Origin of the sequence: Sphingomonas faeni (assembly GCF_040407495.1) — a bacterium.
Taxonomy (GTDB): domain Bacteria; phylum Pseudomonadota; class Alphaproteobacteria; order Sphingomonadales; family Sphingomonadaceae; genus Sphingomonas; species Sphingomonas faeni_D.
Genome location: NZ_JAPZPP010000005.1, coordinates 99,241 through 114,340 on the forward strand (window position 1 = coordinate 99,241; position 15,100 = coordinate 114,340).

Consider the following 15,100-nt stretch of genomic DNA (forward strand, 5'->3'; position numbering starts at 1 on the left):
GCTAGGCGGCCGCCTCCAGTCCGCGCGGCAGCTTGAACGCGATCGTCTCGCGGTTCGTCTCGACCTCGCGCTCGCTCACGGTATAGCGTTCGGAAAGCCGATCCACGAGTTCGCGCACCAGCAATTCAGGTGCGGACGCGCCTGCGGTGATCCCCAACGTGCCGACGCCGGCAAGAAAGTCCCAGTCGAGCTCGCTCGCGCGCTGGATCAGCATCGCCGGCGTCCCCTCGCGCTCGGCGACCTCGACCAGCCGCACCGAATTCGACGAGTTCGGCGCACCGATCACGAGCACCGCATCGACGCTGTGCGCGATCGCCTTCACCGCGGTCTGGCGGTTCGACGTCGCGTAGCAGATGTCCTCGCCACGTGGCGGCAGCATCTGCGGAAATCGGCGCTGCAACGTCGCCACGACCGCGGCGGTGTCGTCGACCGAAAGCGTCGTCTGAGTCAGGAAGGCCAGATTGGCATGATCGATCGGCATGAACACCTCGGCGTCCTCGACCGTCTCTATCAGCGACATCGCACCCGCCGGCACCTGCCCGAACGTGCCGATCACCTCGGGATGCCCGGCATGGCCGATGAACACGATATGCCGCCCCTGCGCCACCAGACGCTCGGCCTGGCGATGGACCTTCGATACCAACGGGCAGGTCGCGTCGAGATATTCGAGGCCGCGGTTCTGCGCATCGAGCGGCACCGACTTGGGGACGCCGTGCGCGGAGAACACGACCGGCGCGCCGTCCGGCACCTCGTCCAGTTCCTCCACGAAGATCGCGCCCTGCGCCTTCAGCGTGTCGACGACGAACTTGTTGTGGACGATTTCGTGGCGAACATAGACCGGCGCCCCGTGTTTCTCGATCGCCAGTTCGACGATCCGGATCGCGCGGTCGACGCCCGCGCAAAAGCCTCGGGGTGCTGCGATCAACAGTTCGAGCGGCGGCTTGTCGATTGGGCTCATGATGGCTTGCCTCTACGCGATTGCTTGCCTGGACGATAGCCGGTTCCTATGGTGCTCGCCGACCAGGGAGCGCGCGTCGTCGCGACGCTCTCAACGCTCGTTCGAGAAGGTACGCGTTCCCGTGAAAGCCCCCATCCTAGCCGTTTCGGCAGTTGCTGTTCTTCTCGGCGGGTGCGCCAGCAAGGGCGAAGTCGACGCGACCGGCGGCATCTCCGCAGTCCGTTCGGTCTGTCCGCCGGTGGCGATTCCGGCGGCGACCGGCGACATCACGCTGTTCGATCCGGTCACGAGCCACGACCAGTCGGCGATCGACGTCGCCGCGCTGATGACCAACGTCCGCTCGACCTGCGCGGATGCGACCGACCAGGTCGTCACCAGCGTCACCTTCGACATCCGCGCCCGGCGGACCCGTACCGAGGGTGCACGCGACGTCACCTTGCCGTATTTCATCACGGTGGTCCGCGGCGGCAATGCCGTTGTCGCAAAGCGCATCGGTCGCGTCGCGCTGCACTTCGATGCGGGACAGCCTCTGGCGTCGGCTTCGGCAACCGCGTCAGCCACAGTGGCACGCTCGGCCGCCACGCTGCCTGACGATGTTCGGGAGAAGCTTACCCGCAGGCGGAAGGCCGGCGATCAGGACGCGGCGGTCGATCCGCTCAGCACACCGGAAGTGAGACAGGCCGTACTGCGCGCCAGCTTCGAGGCGCTGGTCGGGTTCCAGCTCACCAACGACCAACTCAAGTACAACGCGACCCGTTGAACGACACTCCCTCCCCCGGCTGGGGGAGGGAGTACCGTGGGTCGGTGCTGTTTACTTGTCGTCGCGGACCAGTTCGGTCGCGGCGAGGTGTTCCGCCAAGAACCACACCTGCGGCTCGTGCGTGCGAATGATGTTGCTGACCAGAAGGTCGTTGGTGCCATCGTCACCCGATTCATCGGCCGCCTCCGCGCCCTCGTGAGCCTGACGCAGGATAATCTCATGCGCTTCGAGCAGGCGGGCAAGCTGCGTCGGAACGTCCTCGCGACCCTTGGGCGGGCGGGGAATCGTCGTCATCTCGGCAACGTCGTGTGACATCGCGATCGAGATGCCGCCCAGTGCCATGATCCGCTCCGCGACGAGATCGACGAGCGCCGCCTGCTCCTCGTAATGCTTGTCGAGCAGCAAATGCAGTTGGTAGAAGGTCGCACCCGACATCTGCCAGTGATGCTTCTTGTACATGTCGCGGATCGTCATGGTGTCCGCGAGCACTTGGTTCAGCGTTGCGACGCTCTGCGCACGGGCATTGTCCTCGAGCGCGATCGGCAGGCGCTTGAGCGTGCCATAGGCCTGGATTTCGCGATACTCGACCTTGTACTGCGGCTGTGCCTCGACCGACACGTTCGCATCGATCTTCGTCAGTTTTGCGGGTTTCTTCGCCATTCGGAATTCCTGTCTGTTCGTGTGAACGCGTCGATTATAACGCACGACCGCACGGATCGACAGCAAACGAAATCCTCGCTCACCGTGATCGCGAACGCCGCCCGGCCCTTGACGCGAGGCTGTCAGCGAAGGAAGCGGGCGCCAGCAACGCGTAGGGAGTTCAGGATGACGGAAGCACCTCTGGTCGCAGGTATCGAACTCGGTGGGACCAAATGCATCTGCATTCTTGCGCGCGGCCCCGATCACATCGAGGAAACCGTCCGTATCCCGACGACGCGGCCCGAAGAGACACTGGCGGCGATCGAGGCTGTGCTCGACCGATGGACCGGCTTCGTCGCGATCGGTATTGCCAGCTTTGGTCCGGTCTCGATCGACCGCCACTCGCACGACTACGGACACATCACGACGACGCCCAAGCCGGGCTGGGCAGGGACCGATATCGCCGGACGGCTGCAACGTCGCTACGACGTGCCGACCGGCTTTCATAGCGACGTGGTCGGCGCGGCGCTGGCCGAGGCGCGCTGGGGTGCGGCGAAGGGCTTGCCCGACATCGCCTATGTCACTGTCGGCACCGGCGTCGGCGCAGGCATGATCGCGAACAATCGTCCGGTTGACGGGCTGACGCATTCCGAACTCGGTCATATCCGCCCGGCACGGTTTCAGGGCGACGACTGGATCGGCAATTGCCCGTTCCACGGCGCCTGCATCGAGGGGCTCGTCGCCGGCCCGGCGATCGCTGCGCGGATCGGGCATCCCGCCGACGAGGCACCCGCCGAGCACCCGGTATGGGACAGCGTTGCCGATGCGCTCGGTCAGCTTTGCCATACGCTCGTCCTCACCGGCATCCCGCGCAGGATCGTCATGGGCGGCGGCGTGATGGGCGCGTCGCATCTGTTTCCGCGCGTGCGGGCGGCGATGACGCGCAGTCTCGGCGGCTATATCACGCTGCCCGAGGTGGCCCTGACGGAGACGTTCGTCGTGCCGCCGGCGCTCGGCAACAATGCAGGGCCGCTGGGTGCGATCGTGCTGGGCGCTCAGGCACTTGGCCACCAGTTGGAAACATCGTTTACCGCGTCTTAACCGCATTTGGTTACCGCTCCTGGTCAAGAGTGACGGGCAGGATACGCCATCGCCGGACGGCGACGGTCTCTCCCAACGAGGAGCGGTTTCGATGCGCATTCTGATCGTGGACGACGAGCCGGCGATGCACGACAGCTACCGGCGCAGCTTCGCCGGTCCGCGATCGAGCAGCGACGAGGCGCTGGAGGCGATGGCCGCCGAATTGTTCGGTGACGACGCTCTCGCGGGCAACGCGGTCTCGAGCTCGGATACCGGTTTCGTCGCCGGGGTCGATGCCACGGCGTTCACGCCGACATATTGCGATCAGGGCATGGCCGCCGTGGCTGCAGTGGAGCGTGCGGTCGAAGAGGGGGCTCCGTTCGCGGTCGCGTTCATCGACGTGCGGATGCCGCCCGGGATCGACGGTCGCGAAACCGCGAGGCGGATCCGGATGATCGATCGCGACATCAATCTCGTCATCGTCACCGGTTTTTCCGACTTTTCGCCGATCGAGATCAGCAAGGTCGCCGGCCCCGCGGACAAGATCTTCTACATCGCCAAGCCGTTCGAAGTTGCCGAAATCCTGCAGACAGCGACCGCGCTGGCGCAGCGCTGGCAGAACGATCGCGATCTCGCGGCGGCGCGCGATCTGCTCGCAGCCCAAGTGCTGCAGCTCGAGGAGCAGGGCGCCGAACTGGCCGCGAACGAAAGCCGTGCGATCCACATGGCGATGCACGATTCGCTGACCGATGCACCCAACCGGCTTGCCTTCCTGCGCGCGCTGGCGGCCCGCACACGCGGCGAGGGGCTGTTCGCGACGGTCATGATCGATCTCGATCGGTTCAAGCTGGTCAACGATACGCTCGGGCATCTCGCCGGCGATGCGATGATCCGCGAGATCTGCACCATCCTCAACCGTGCGACCCCCGATGGCGCACTGGTCGCGCGGCTTGGTGGTGACGAGTTCGGCGTTCTGTTCGATACGTCGAGCGAGGCGGCAGCCGTGATGGCGTGCGAACTGATCGTCGCGGCGTGTTCGGTCAGCCTTCAGGTGTTCGGCAATTCGGTTCAGGGCGGTGCGTCGGCGGGCGTCGTCGTCACGGCGGGGGCGGCTGCTGGTACGGGGGGCAGCGATCCGGTCGACGTCATCCGCCGCTCCGATCTCGCGCTCAACGACGCCAAGCGCGGCGGCCGCGGCATCGTCCGGTTGTTCGACGAGAGCATGGACGAGGGCATCCGCTTTCGCCGGCGCGTCGAGGGGGGCTTGAGCAAGGCGATCGCGAAGGGCGAGTTGAGCCTGGTCTATCAGCCGATCGTCTCGCGCGATGCGATCGAGGTGATCGGGTTCGAGGCGCTGGTCCGCTGGAACACCAGCGAATACGGGTCGATGAGCCCGGCGACGTTCATCCCGATCGCAGAGGAATCGAACCTCATCCACGAACTGGGCGACTGGGTCTTGCACGAAGCGCTCGACGTCCTGAAGCAGTGGCCCGGCCAATATGTGTCGGTGAACTTTTCCCCACGCCAGTTTCGCCGCCACAATTTCGTCGGGCACATCATGGAAAGCGTCCAGCGCGCCGGCATTGTCCCCGCGCGGCTCCAGATCGAGATCACCGAGACCGCGATCTTCGACGATGCCGAACGTGCGGCCGAGACGCTCTACAAGCTGCGGCAGATGGGCTTCCGGATCGCGCTCGACGATTTCGGGACGGGCTATTCGAGCCTCTACAACATCCGCAAGTTCGCGCTCGATTGTCTCAAGATCGACAAGTCGTTCATCGACGGCATGGGCCGCGAGCGCGAAAGCGCCGCCATTGTACATTCGATCATCCACCTAGGTCGCGCCCTCGGCCTCGGTGTGATCGCCGAAGGCGTCGAAACCGAAGCGCAGGTGCAGGCACTGCGGCTGGCAGGGGCAAGTCACCTTCAGGGATATTATTTCTCCCGCCCGGTTTCGGCGGAGGACGCGCTGGCGATGGCGCAGGCGCATACGCTGATCGGCAAGGACGACGTTTCCAGCGACCAACCCGCGATCAGGCAGACGTTCGGCCTGCGCAACTAATGCCTGCCACGGGGATGGGCCGATTGCCGCCGTCGTTCGGACGACAATTCGGACGGATGCGGACCCCATCGTCGCTCGGTGGCAAGCTGATCCTGATCATGACGGCGGTCGGGCTGGTCGCCACGATCGGGATCACTTTACTGCTTGCCGGTATCATCACCCCGAGCTTCACCACGCTACAGGACAGGGCGGTCGCCGCGCATGTCGAGCGCACCCCTGCGGCATTGTCCGACTATGCCGCTGACGTCGAAAGCGCGGCGCGCGATTACGGCGACTGGACCGACGGCTATTCGTTACCCGTACGGCCCGATGCGGTGTTCGAACCCGAGGGTTTTTCGGCGCTGGGCATGCGTGATCTCGGCGTAGACGGCATGGCGTATGTGACGGCGGAGGGCCGCGTCGCGATTGCCCGCTGGCGCGGTCCAGCGACCAGCGCGGACCGGCGCGGCATGGATACGCAATTTGCCAAGGTGATCGGCGAAATCGACATCGCGCAGGTTCTCCGGGGGCGAAGGTCGGACCGCTTCTATGCACGGGTTGGAAGCAGCGTCGCGGCGATCGGCGTGGCGCTGGTCCGGCGCTCGGACCGCGATCGTGGCGCGCGTGGCTATGTGGTGCTCGCGCGTGTCGTTACAGCCCAGCAGATGTCCGATCGGCTCAAGCGCGATGCACGGATCGATCTGACGACGAACGGCGATACCTATTCGGTGACGTCGAGCCGGTCGAAGCTGCTGATCGCGGTGCCGATCATCGGTGCGGACGGCCATGCGGTCGCAACCACGCGGCTCAGCATTTCGCGCGACGTATCGCTGCTCGGGCGGCGGATGCTGCTGCTCGCGGTCGCCGGCTCGACCATGCTGTTGCTGCTGGTGCTCGTCGTCCTGCGGCGGATGATCGCGCGGCTCGTGCTGCGCCCGTTGCACCGGATCGAGGACCATATGCAGCGTGTCCGCGTGTCGGGCGCGCTCACGCTGCTCGAAGAGGACGAGCGGCGCGACGAGATTGGCTCGCTCGGGCGCAGCTTCAATGCGATGCTGCGTCAGTTGAAGGACCTGCGCGAACAGATCGAGGTTCAGTCGTTCGACCTCGGACGCAGCGAAAGCGCCGTCGCGGTGATGCACAATGTTCGCAACGCGCTCAGCCCGATCAGCACGATTCTCAGCCAGGAGATCGCGCAGACGCCACCGATCGACCGCACGCCGATCGACCGCGCCATTGCCGAACTTGCTTGCGGCGACCTGCCGGAAGCGCGTCGCCGGAAACTCGCCGCGTTCGTCGGAGCGGTGATCGAGGCGGAAACGACCAATCGTGAGACGACCAGGCGCGAACTCGCGACTGGGCGCAAGGCGATGGCGCACGTGCTGGAGATTATCGACCAGCAACAACGCGCGGCGCACGAACGTCCGGCGTTGGAGGTATGCGACGTCAGCGACATCATCGCGCGCAACGCGACGATCGCACGCTATTCACAGGGTGCGTCGATCGCGTTCAGCTTTCCGGCAGGGCCGTATCTGGTCATGGCAAGCCGTGTGATCCTGAGCCAGGTGATCGGCAACCTGTTCGGCAATGCGGTCGAAGCGATCGATGCACGAGGTACGGGCAGCGGGTCCATTACGGCGCTGGTCGCGCAGTCGGCTGGGCGCGTGACGATCCAGATCCGCGACGACGGAGAAGGCTTCTCCCCCGATATCGCCCCGGCATTGTTCCAGCGCGGGTTTTCCACGCGCGCGCACAAGTCGGGCGGGCTCGGGCTGCATTGGTGTGCGAACTCGGTGACCGCGATGCAGGGCGCGTTGCGGCTGGAGAGTGATGGGCCGGGACTTGGTGCGGTCGCTATCCTGACGTTGCGCGCAGGGGATCAGGCCATGGCCAACGACATAGAGTCCCGAATATCGGTCACAACAGGCTCGGCTGAACCTCGTCCTCGTCGCCCATAATTCCCGACAGCGTCAGCCCGAGCAAGCGTACGCCTTCCGGCGTGGGCAGTTGCGCCATCAGCAATTCCAGCCCGGCTTCCAGAAACGCAGCCTTGTCCGTTACCGCCGATGCCGACGACCGGGCGCGCGTAATGGTGCGAAAATCGGCGTGGCGCAGCTTCAGCGTGATCGTGCGCCCACGCGTACCGTGCCGCTCGATCCGTAGCCATGCTGCGTCCGCCACGCGGTGCAGTGCCGCACGCAGGTCTTCGGCGCTGGTAAGATTGGTCTCGAACGTGCGCTCCGCCCCGACCGATTTCGCCACGCGATTGGCCCGCACCGGACGGTCGTCGATGCCGCGCGCTGCCCTGTAGAGGTATTCCGCATAGCTGCCGAAATGCGCCTGGAGGAAAGCAAGGCTCTGTGCGTACAGATCCGCACCTGTGAGGATGCCGAGCCGCTCCATCTTCTGCGCGGTGACCGGCCCTACCCCGTGGAAGCGCTTGACCGGTAGCGACTGGACGAACGCCGCACCGCGCTTCGGCGTGATGATGCAGATTCCGTCGGGCTTGTTCTGGTCGGAAGCGAGCTTTGCGATGAACTTGTTGTAGCTGACCCCGGCGGATGCGGTGAGGCCGGTATCCGACTTGATCCTGGCACGGATTTCTTCGGCGATCGCAGCGGCCGTGCCGAGGCCGCGGATATCCTCGGTCACGTCGAGATATGCTTCGTCGAGCGACAACGGCTCGATCAGATCCGTATAGTCGGCGAAGATCGCACGGATCCGGTCGGATACTTCGCGGTACACGTCGAACCGCGGCGGCACGAACACCAGCTCGGGACAGCGCCGGATCGCGGTGACCGACGGCATCGCGCTGCGCACCCCGAACGCCCGCGCCTCGTAGCTCGCCGCGGCGACCACACCCCGCGCACGCGACCCGCCGACCGCCACCGGCCTGCCCCTGAGCGAGGGATCGTCGCGCTGCTCCACCGACGCATAGAAGGCATCCATATCGACATGGATCACCTTGCGCTGGGCGGGAGGCTGGGTAGGAGGAAGCATCAGCGCGTAAGATAGGCGTGCGGGGGGCGGCGATACAGGTGCATCCGCAACCAATCGCGCAACCATGGGTACTGCCGACGGGCATACGAAGGGACGCGAATGCAGGTCGGGACGGAATGCTGGCGGGTCGAACGCGCCGAACAGATGGCGGTGATCGTCGATGCGGAGAAGTATTTTCGCACCGCTCGCGTCGCCATGCTGGGGGCAAAGCGCCGTATCCTACTGATCGGTTGGGACTTCGACGCGCGTATCGAGCTTGAGCCCGGTATCGATCGGCCCGGCGAGCCCAAGAAGCTCGGCGAATTCATGCTGTGGCTGGTCGAGCGCGAGCCCGAGCTCGAGGTGTTCGTGTTGCGCTGGGACACCGGCGCGATCAAATCGCTGTTCCGCGGCTCGACGATCTTCACGATGATGAAATGGATGAAGCACAAGCGCATCCATACCAAGCTCGACGGGCATCATCCGACTGCTGCGTCGCATCACCAGAAGATCGTCATCATCGACGACGCGCTGGCGTTCTGCGGCGGGATCGACATGACCGGCGACCGCTGGGACACGCGCGATCACCACGACGACGATCCGCATCGCATCCAGCCATCGGGCAAGCCGTACAAACCGTGGCACGACGCAATCAGCGCGGTGCAGGGCCCTGTCGCGCACGCGCTGGGGGAGTTGTTCCGACGTCGCTGGCATCTGGCGGGCGGGATGAAGATGACCGCGGGCAAACCCGGCAGCAAATTCTGGCCCGAGGGACTCGAGGTCGACTTCCGCAATGTCGACGTCGCCATCGCGCGTAGCGAGCCGGAAATGTCCGATCAGGAGCCGGTGTACGAGAGCGAGGCGCTGTTCCTTGGCCAGATCGCGCGCGTGAAGCGGCATCTCTACATCGAGAGCCAGTATTTCGCGTCGCGCAAGATCGCCGAAGCGGTGGCCAAGCGGCTGGACGAAGCCGACGGCCCCGAGATCGTCATCATCAACCCGACCACCGCGCAGGGCTGGTTGGAGCCGATCGCGATGGACACCGCGCGCGCGCGGCTGATGGAGGCGTTGCACCGACGCGACACGCACGGTCGGTTGCGGATGTACCATCCATTTACCAAGGGCGGCGAGGCGATCTATTGCCATGCCAAGATCCTGATTGCCGACGAGGAGGTGTTCCGGCTCGGCTCGTCGAACGTCAACAATCGCTCGCTGCGGCTCGATACCGAGTGCGACCTGGCGATCCGTGCTACCGATGCGGCGACATCGAAGGGAATCGTCGCGATCCGCGACGGCCTGATCGCGGAGCATCTCGGCGTCGAGCCGCAAGTCGTCAGCGATCTGATCGCGGAAACCGGTTCGTTGATCGAGACGATCGAGCGGCTGCGCGGCGAAGGTAAGACGGTGCAGCCTTACGAGGTGCCGGACCTGACCTCGGTCGAGGAGTGGCTCGCCGACAACGAGGTGCTCGATCCCGAAGGACCGCAGGAGATGTTCGAGACGCTCAGCAAGCGCGGCCTGTTCCGGCGGCTGCGGCGGAAGAAGTAGCTCAGATCTTCGATCCTCCCCCGCCAGGGGGAGGTGGCTGGCCCTTGCCAGTCGGAGGGGGAGGACATGGAACGGGCGTGGCGCTTGCCTCCCCCTCCGTCACCTTCGGTGCCACCCCCCCCCTGGCGGGGGAGGATTGAAACGGGACGCTTACCCAAAGACAGGAAAGGCCGCGGCACCCCCCGGTACCGCGGCCTTGAGCGCTCCCGACAACTGGGGAGTTACGCCACCTGTGCTTCGAGCGCTTCGTCGGGCTCGCGCAGCACATAGCCGCGACCCCAGACGGTCTCGATGTAATTCTCGCCATCGCATGCGAGGCTGAGCTTCTTGCGGAGCTTGCAGATGAACACGTCGATGATCTTCAACTCGGGCTCGTCCATCCCGCCATAAAGGTGGTTGAGGAACATTTCCTTGGTGAGCGTGGTGCCCTTACGCAGCGACAACAGCTCCAGCATCGCATATTCCTTGCCGGTCAGATGCACCCGGCTGCCACCGACCTCGACCGTCTTCGCGTCGAGATTCACTGCCAGCTTGCCGGTCCGGATAACCGACTGGCTATGGCCCTTCGAGCGGCGGACGACGGCGTGGATGCGCGCGACCAGTTCCTCGCGGTGGAACGGCTTGGTGACGTAATCGTCGGCGCCGAAGCCGAAGCTGCGTACCTTCGAATCCATCTCGTTAACGCCCGACAGGATCAGCACCGGCGTTGATACGCGGGCGACCCGGAGGCGCTTGAGAACGTCGTAACCGTGCATGTCGGGCAGGTTCAGGTCGAGCAGGATGATATCGTAATCATACAGCTTGCCAAGATCGAGGCCTTCTTCCCCGAGATCGGTGATGTAGACGTTGAACCCTTCGGTCGTCAGCATCAGCTCGATAGCCTTGGCCGTGGTCGGCTCGTCCTCGATCAGCAGCACCCGCATGCGTCGTCCCCTTATCGCGAGACCGCTCGACACCCCATGTCTGCAGCTCGACTTCGATTCATTAACCACACAACATCTGAAGGCAAAAGGTTAATTTCGAGCTAAGCCTTGCCGACCAGCGCCCCGTCGCACTCGCTGAGCCACTGAGTTTCTTACAATTTAACGATCTAACCGGCGCATGTCCCGACGAGCGTGGCGAGAGATGTTTGCCGCTAGTTTCGATTCGTTCGACCCCAGCAGCGCTTGCTACTCGGGTCGAACGGGCTTTGACGCCTGCGCGTCTCTTCGCGTCTATAGTGCCAGATCGGGGCTGCGATCGGGCTTGACGCGCATCGCCGCCGGGCGCGGTCGCGCGGCTACGCTGACCGTCGGTGACGCCACCGCGAGTTGCAACGTATCCGCGGTCGCCGCCCAATGCTCTGCCAGCGCGTCCGGGCTCTCGTTCAGCATCACGCCGTAGGTCGGAACGATCTCACGGATCTTTGTCTGCCATTGCGCTGTCGCCAGATGGTTCGGGAACACCCTTTTCAACAGGTTGAGCATGATCGACGGTGCGGTCGAGGCCCCCGGCGAGGCGCCCAGCAGCGCAGCAATGGAGCCGTCCTTCGACGCTACGATCTCGGTGCCGAGCCGCAGCACGCCGCCCTTTTCCGGATCGCGCTTGATGATCTGGACGCGCTGGCCAGCCTGCCACAGGCGCCAGTCGCCGTCCTTCGCACCCGGGAAATACTCGCGCAGGGCATCCATCTGGTCGCTGTCCGACATGATGAGCTGGCCTGCGAGATATTCGACGAGGTCGAAATCGTCCCAGCCGACCGCGAGCATCGGCCGGAAATTGTCGAGCGTGACCGACGCCGGAAGATCGAAATACGAGCCTTCCTTGAGGAACTTGGTCGAGAAGGTCGCGAACGGGCCGAACAACAGCGCCTGCTTGCCGTCGAGGAAGCGCGTGTCGAGATGCGGCACGGACATCGGCGGCGAGCCGACCGCCGCCTTGCCGTAGACCTTGGCGAGATGGCGGTGCGTGATTGCGGGCTTGTCCGCGACGAGGAACGAGCCGCCGACCGGGAAGCCGGCATAATCGTCGGCCTCGGGGATGCCCGACTTCTGCAGGATCGGCAGCGCGCCGCCGCCGGCGCCTGCGAACACGAAGCGCGCCTTGATGACCTGTTTCTCGTCGGTCTTCATGTCGCGCGCGGTGACGCGCCAGCGGGCCTTCTTGCCGCCGATCGTCTCGCGTTCGAGCGAGCGGACCTCGTGGCCCGTGGTCAGCGTGAAATTGTCCTGCTTGGCGAGCGACCCGATATACTGGCGCGTGACTTCGCCCCAGTCGCAATCGGTGCCGAGCGGCGATCGCGTCGCGGCGAGCTTCGTGCCGGGCGCGCGGCCTTCCATCATCACCGGCACCCACTGCGCAATCTGCTTCGGGTCGGTGGTGAATTCCATGCCCGAGAAGAGCGGGCTCGCCTGGAGCGCGGCGTGGCGCTTTTGCAGGAAGGCGACGTTGGCATCGCCCCACACAAGATTCATGTGCGGCGTCGAATTGATGAACGAGCGCGGGTTGGCGAGGATGCCGGTATCGACCTGATGGCTCAGGAACTGGCGCGTGACCTGGAACTGCTCGTTGATCTCGACCGCCTTGGCGATCTCGACCTTGCCGTCGGCCGTGTTGACCGGCGTGTAGTTGAGTTCGCACAGCGCGGAGTGGCCGGTCCCGGCGTTGTTCCAGCCGTTCGAGCTTTCATCGGCGACCTTGTCGAGGCGTTCGACCATTTCGATCGTCCAGGTTGGCTCGAGTTCGCGCAGAAGGACGGCGAGCGTCGCGCTCATGATGCCGCCGCCGATCAGCAGGACGTCGACGGTGCGCTCAGTGGTCGCGGCATCGGCGTGCGCGATCGGCAATGCGGCGGCACCGCCGGCGACGATCGCCGAGCCGAGCAGGTTGCGGCGGGTCACGCCGGTCTTGGGTGCTGGGGAAATCTTGTTAGCGTCTGGCCGCATGGTCATGCCTTTACGTTTCGGCATGGTCCGCTGTCCCGACACAGGCCGAAGACGACGAGAATCCATAACCGGATTATCGGGTCAGCCACGCGGAAATCACGGAATCGATACACGTACTACCGACTGAGCGCGGCCGCTGCTCAAAGTCCTCATCCCGGTATCGGGTGTCGTTGGGATCGCGCTGGGTTGCAAACTCGAGCATCTATCCAGCCTCTTACATGGCATCCGGCCCGGTTTTGCGCAAGGTCGCCGCTTTACGCTTGCCCTGCGTTCGGATCACGGAGGCGTGCTGCAAGGAAGTCTATCAGGGCCTCGACGCGGGCCGGGCGGAGGGGGCTTGGCGGGGTGAGGAGGTGGAGACCTATCTTGGCGGGTGCCCAGTCTTGGAGGATGATGACGAGCGCGCCGGACGCGATATGCCGGTCGACGATGAAGTCGGGCAGGCGCGCGATGCCGAGCCCGGCGATCAGCGCGGGGACGATCGCTTCGCCGCTGTTGGCGGTGAGCTGGCCTTGCAGGCGAACCGAGACGTCGGCGCCGCCGGGGCCGTGGAAGCGCCACGGGCCGACGACGTTCGAATAGCCGACCAATTGATGCTCGCCGAGCTGTGCCGGGTGCGTCGGGGTGCCGTGCCTGGCGAGATAGCTGGGCGCGGCGACGGTGTGCGCCTGGATGCTGCACAGGCGGCGGGCACGGAGCGAGCTGTCGGGCAGCTCGGCGATCCGCAGCGCGACGTCGAACCCTTCCGCGACTATGTCGACGCGTGCATCGGACAAGTGGAAATCGACCTCGATACCCGGATGCGCGACGAGGAATTCGGCGAGGATCGGGGCGACGTTGGTGACGCCGAAGCTCATCGGGGCGGCGAGGCGGACACGACCGGTATGCGCGCTGGCGGCGTCGTGCGCGGATTCCTCGGCTGCGCGGGCTTCGGCGAGAATGCGCGCGGCGTGTTCGGCGAGCGGCTTGCCGGCTTCGGTGAGCGCGAGGCGGCGCGAGGTGCGGTGGAAGAGCGACTGACCGAGATGCGCTTCGAGGCGGGTGATCGCCTTCGATACGGTCGCCTTGCTGAGCCCGACCGCGTCGGCGGCGGCGCTGAACGAGCGGTGCTCGACGACGCTGGCGAAGATCGCCCAGGCTTCGAGATCGGGCAGGCGCATGTGGGGGTCTCCAGATCTTCCCCCCTCCCTGGAAGGGAGGGGCTGGGGGTGGGTCGCTATCGAGGGAAAGTCGCGTTCGCCAAGCGGCCGACCCACCCCCAACCCCTCCCTTTCAGGGAGGGGGGTAAGAAGGGGATGTTAGCTATCGAAACGATCGGTTTCCAGCGTTTCTATTTACGGCGTAATCGCAGCGCCTATCTTGGGTTCAACCAGTGGAGACCTATCATGACGACCACGACCCTTTCCAAAGTTGACCGCCGCCCCTTCGACAGCCTTGGCCATGCCGATCACGGCTGGCTGAATGCGCGGCATCATTTCTCGTTCGCGAGCTATTATGATCCCGCCCGGATGGGCTGGGGCGCGATCCGCGTCTGGAACGACGACCAGATCGCCGCAAACTCAGGGTTCCCGCCGCATCCGCATCAGGACATGGAGATCATCACCTATGTCCGCTCGGGCGCGATCACGCACCAGGACTCGCTCGGCAACAAGGGCCGCACCGAGGCTGGCGACGTGCAGGTGATGAGCGCGGGGACCGGCGTGCGGCATGCCGAGTATAATCTCGAGCCCGAGACGACGACGATCTTCCAGATCTGGATCGAGCCTTCGCGTAAAGGCGGCGCACCGAGTTGGGGTGCCAAGCCGTTTCCGAAGGGCGAGCGGTCGGGGCAGTTCGTGACGCTCGCCAGCGGGTTCGAGGGCGACGGCGATGCGTTGCCGATCCGGGCGAATGCGCGGGTGCTGGCGGCGACGCTGAAGGCTGGCGATAGCGTCGACTATGCGGTCGGCGAGGGACGCCACGTGTATCTGGTGCCGGCGACCGGTGCGATCACGATCGGCGACGACGCCTTTGGTGCGCGCGACGGAGCGGCGCTGAAGGGCGGCCAGACGGTGACGATCACGGCTCAAGAGGACGCCGAGATCGTTCTGGTAGACTCGGAATAAAACTCCCCTCCCGCTTGCGGGAGGGGTCGGGGGAGGGGCTTCCTCCCGCGATCCCGCCCGGAACTG

General features: G+C 65.1%; 12 protein-coding genes. 6 read left to right on the top strand and 6 right to left on the bottom strand.

Features of this window, described 5'->3' with window-relative positions; translation table 11 throughout:
* Nucleotide 1 precedes the first annotated feature (1 nt).
* Nucleotides 2-958: a 4-hydroxy-3-methylbut-2-enyl diphosphate reductase gene (gene ispH / locus O6W96_RS15440; protein ID WP_353470387.1), complete on the bottom strand. Its 957-nt coding sequence runs from the start codon at nt 956-958 to the stop codon at nt 2-4.
* A 121-nt stretch (nt 959-1,079) separates the two neighbouring features.
* On the opposite strand from ispH, the gene O6W96_RS15445 reads away from it, so the two are divergent.
* Nucleotides 1,080-1,718, top strand: coding sequence for a hypothetical protein (locus tag O6W96_RS15445; protein WP_353470389.1), 639 nt, complete (start codon nt 1,080-1,082; stop codon nt 1,716-1,718).
* A 51-nt stretch (nt 1,719-1,769) separates the two neighbouring features.
* Here O6W96_RS15445 and O6W96_RS15450 read toward each other — a convergent pair whose 3' ends face one another.
* Complete coding sequence (locus tag O6W96_RS15450) at nt 1,770-2,378, bottom strand: Dps family protein (RefSeq protein WP_353470390.1); 609 nt, start codon at nt 2,376-2,378, stop codon at nt 1,770-1,772.
* 165 nt (nt 2,379-2,543) lie between these two features.
* On the opposite strand from O6W96_RS15450, the gene O6W96_RS15455 reads away from it, so the two are divergent.
* From O6W96_RS15455 to O6W96_RS15465, 3 genes are all read left to right on the top strand, one after another.
* Nucleotides 2,544-3,458, top strand: a complete 915-nt coding sequence (locus O6W96_RS15455) for an ROK family protein (protein ID WP_353470391.1) — start codon at nt 2,544-2,546, stop codon at nt 3,456-3,458.
* 91 nt (nt 3,459-3,549) lie between these two features.
* Nucleotides 3,550-5,499 carry a GGDEF domain-containing response regulator gene (locus O6W96_RS15460; protein ID WP_353470392.1) on the top strand — a complete coding sequence of 650 codons (1,950 nt, stop codon included), beginning with the start codon at nt 3,550-3,552 and terminating at the stop codon, nt 5,497-5,499.
* A gap of 56 nt (nt 5,500-5,555) precedes the next feature.
* Nucleotides 5,556-7,436, top strand: coding sequence for an ATP-binding protein (locus O6W96_RS15465; RefSeq protein ID WP_353470393.1), 1,881 nt, complete (start codon nt 5,556-5,558; stop codon nt 7,434-7,436).
* On the opposite strand, the gene dinB is transcribed toward O6W96_RS15465, so the two are convergent.
* Complete coding sequence (dinB, locus tag O6W96_RS15470; RefSeq protein WP_353470394.1) at nt 7,396-8,478, bottom strand: DNA polymerase IV; 1,083 nt, start codon at nt 8,476-8,478, stop codon at nt 7,396-7,398. The two genes, O6W96_RS15465 and dinB, sit on opposite strands and share 41 nt — an antisense overlap.
* Nucleotides 8,479-8,577: 99 nt before the next feature.
* On the opposite strand from dinB, the gene O6W96_RS15475 reads away from it, so the two are divergent.
* A complete protein-coding gene (locus O6W96_RS15475; RefSeq protein WP_353470395.1) occupies nt 8,578-10,005 on the top strand; it encodes a phospholipase D-like domain-containing protein in 1,428 nt (475 codons plus the stop codon).
* A 221-nt stretch (nt 10,006-10,226) separates the two neighbouring features.
* On the opposite strand, the gene ctrA is transcribed toward O6W96_RS15475, so the two are convergent.
* The 3 genes from ctrA to O6W96_RS15490 form a co-directional block, all read right to left on the bottom strand.
* Nucleotides 10,227-10,928, bottom strand: coding sequence for a response regulator transcription factor CtrA (gene ctrA, locus O6W96_RS15480; protein WP_128455376.1), 702 nt, complete (start codon nt 10,926-10,928; stop codon nt 10,227-10,229).
* Between the two features lie 291 nt (nt 10,929-11,219).
* Nucleotides 11,220-12,935 carry a malate dehydrogenase (quinone) gene (mqo, locus tag O6W96_RS15485; RefSeq protein WP_353470396.1) on the bottom strand — a complete coding sequence of 572 codons (1,716 nt, stop codon included), beginning with the start codon at nt 12,933-12,935 and terminating at the stop codon, nt 11,220-11,222.
* A gap of 248 nt (nt 12,936-13,183) precedes the next feature.
* Nucleotides 13,184-14,089 (bottom strand): LysR family transcriptional regulator, encoded by a 906-nt coding sequence (locus tag O6W96_RS15490; protein ID WP_353470397.1) that lies wholly within the window; start codon nt 14,087-14,089, stop codon nt 13,184-13,186.
* A gap of 225 nt (nt 14,090-14,314) precedes the next feature.
* Here O6W96_RS15490 and O6W96_RS15495 point away from each other — a divergent pair, with 225 nt between their 5' ends.
* On the top strand, nt 14,315-15,034 hold the full coding sequence (locus tag O6W96_RS15495) for a pirin family protein (RefSeq protein ID WP_353470398.1): 720 nt from the start codon (nt 14,315-14,317) through the stop codon (nt 15,032-15,034).
* Nucleotides 15,035-15,100: the final 66 nt, after the last annotated feature.

Coding starts and splice junctions, on each gene's coding strand:
- O6W96_RS15490 (WP_353470397.1), bottom strand. CDS start 14,089: ATGCGCCTGCCCGATCTCGAAGCCTGGGCGATCTTCGCCAGCGTCGTC.
- O6W96_RS15495 (WP_353470398.1), top strand. CDS start 14,315: ATGACGACCACGACCCTTTCCAAAGTTGACCGCCGCCCCTTCGACAGC.
- O6W96_RS15475 (WP_353470395.1), top strand. CDS start 8,578: ATGCAGGTCGGGACGGAATGCTGGCGGGTCGAACGCGCCGAACAGATG.
- O6W96_RS15455 (WP_353470391.1), top strand. CDS start 2,544: ATGACGGAAGCACCTCTGGTCGCAGGTATCGAACTCGGTGGGACCAAA.
- ctrA (WP_128455376.1), bottom strand. CDS start 10,928: ATGCGGGTGCTGCTGATCGAGGACGAGCCGACCACGGCCAAGGCTATC.
- O6W96_RS15460 (WP_353470392.1), top strand. CDS start 3,550: ATGCGCATTCTGATCGTGGACGACGAGCCGGCGATGCACGACAGCTAC.
- O6W96_RS15465 (WP_353470393.1), top strand. CDS start 5,556: ATGCGGACCCCATCGTCGCTCGGTGGCAAGCTGATCCTGATCATGACG.
- ispH (WP_353470387.1), bottom strand. CDS start 958: ATGAGCCCAATCGACAAGCCGCCGCTCGAACTGTTGATCGCAGCACCC.
- mqo (WP_353470396.1), bottom strand. CDS start 12,935: ATGACCATGCGGCCAGACGCTAACAAGATTTCCCCAGCACCCAAGACC.
- O6W96_RS15450 (WP_353470390.1), bottom strand. CDS start 2,378: ATGGCGAAGAAACCCGCAAAACTGACGAAGATCGATGCGAACGTGTCG.
- dinB (WP_353470394.1), bottom strand. CDS start 8,478: ATGCTTCCTCCTACCCAGCCTCCCGCCCAGCGCAAGGTGATCCATGTC.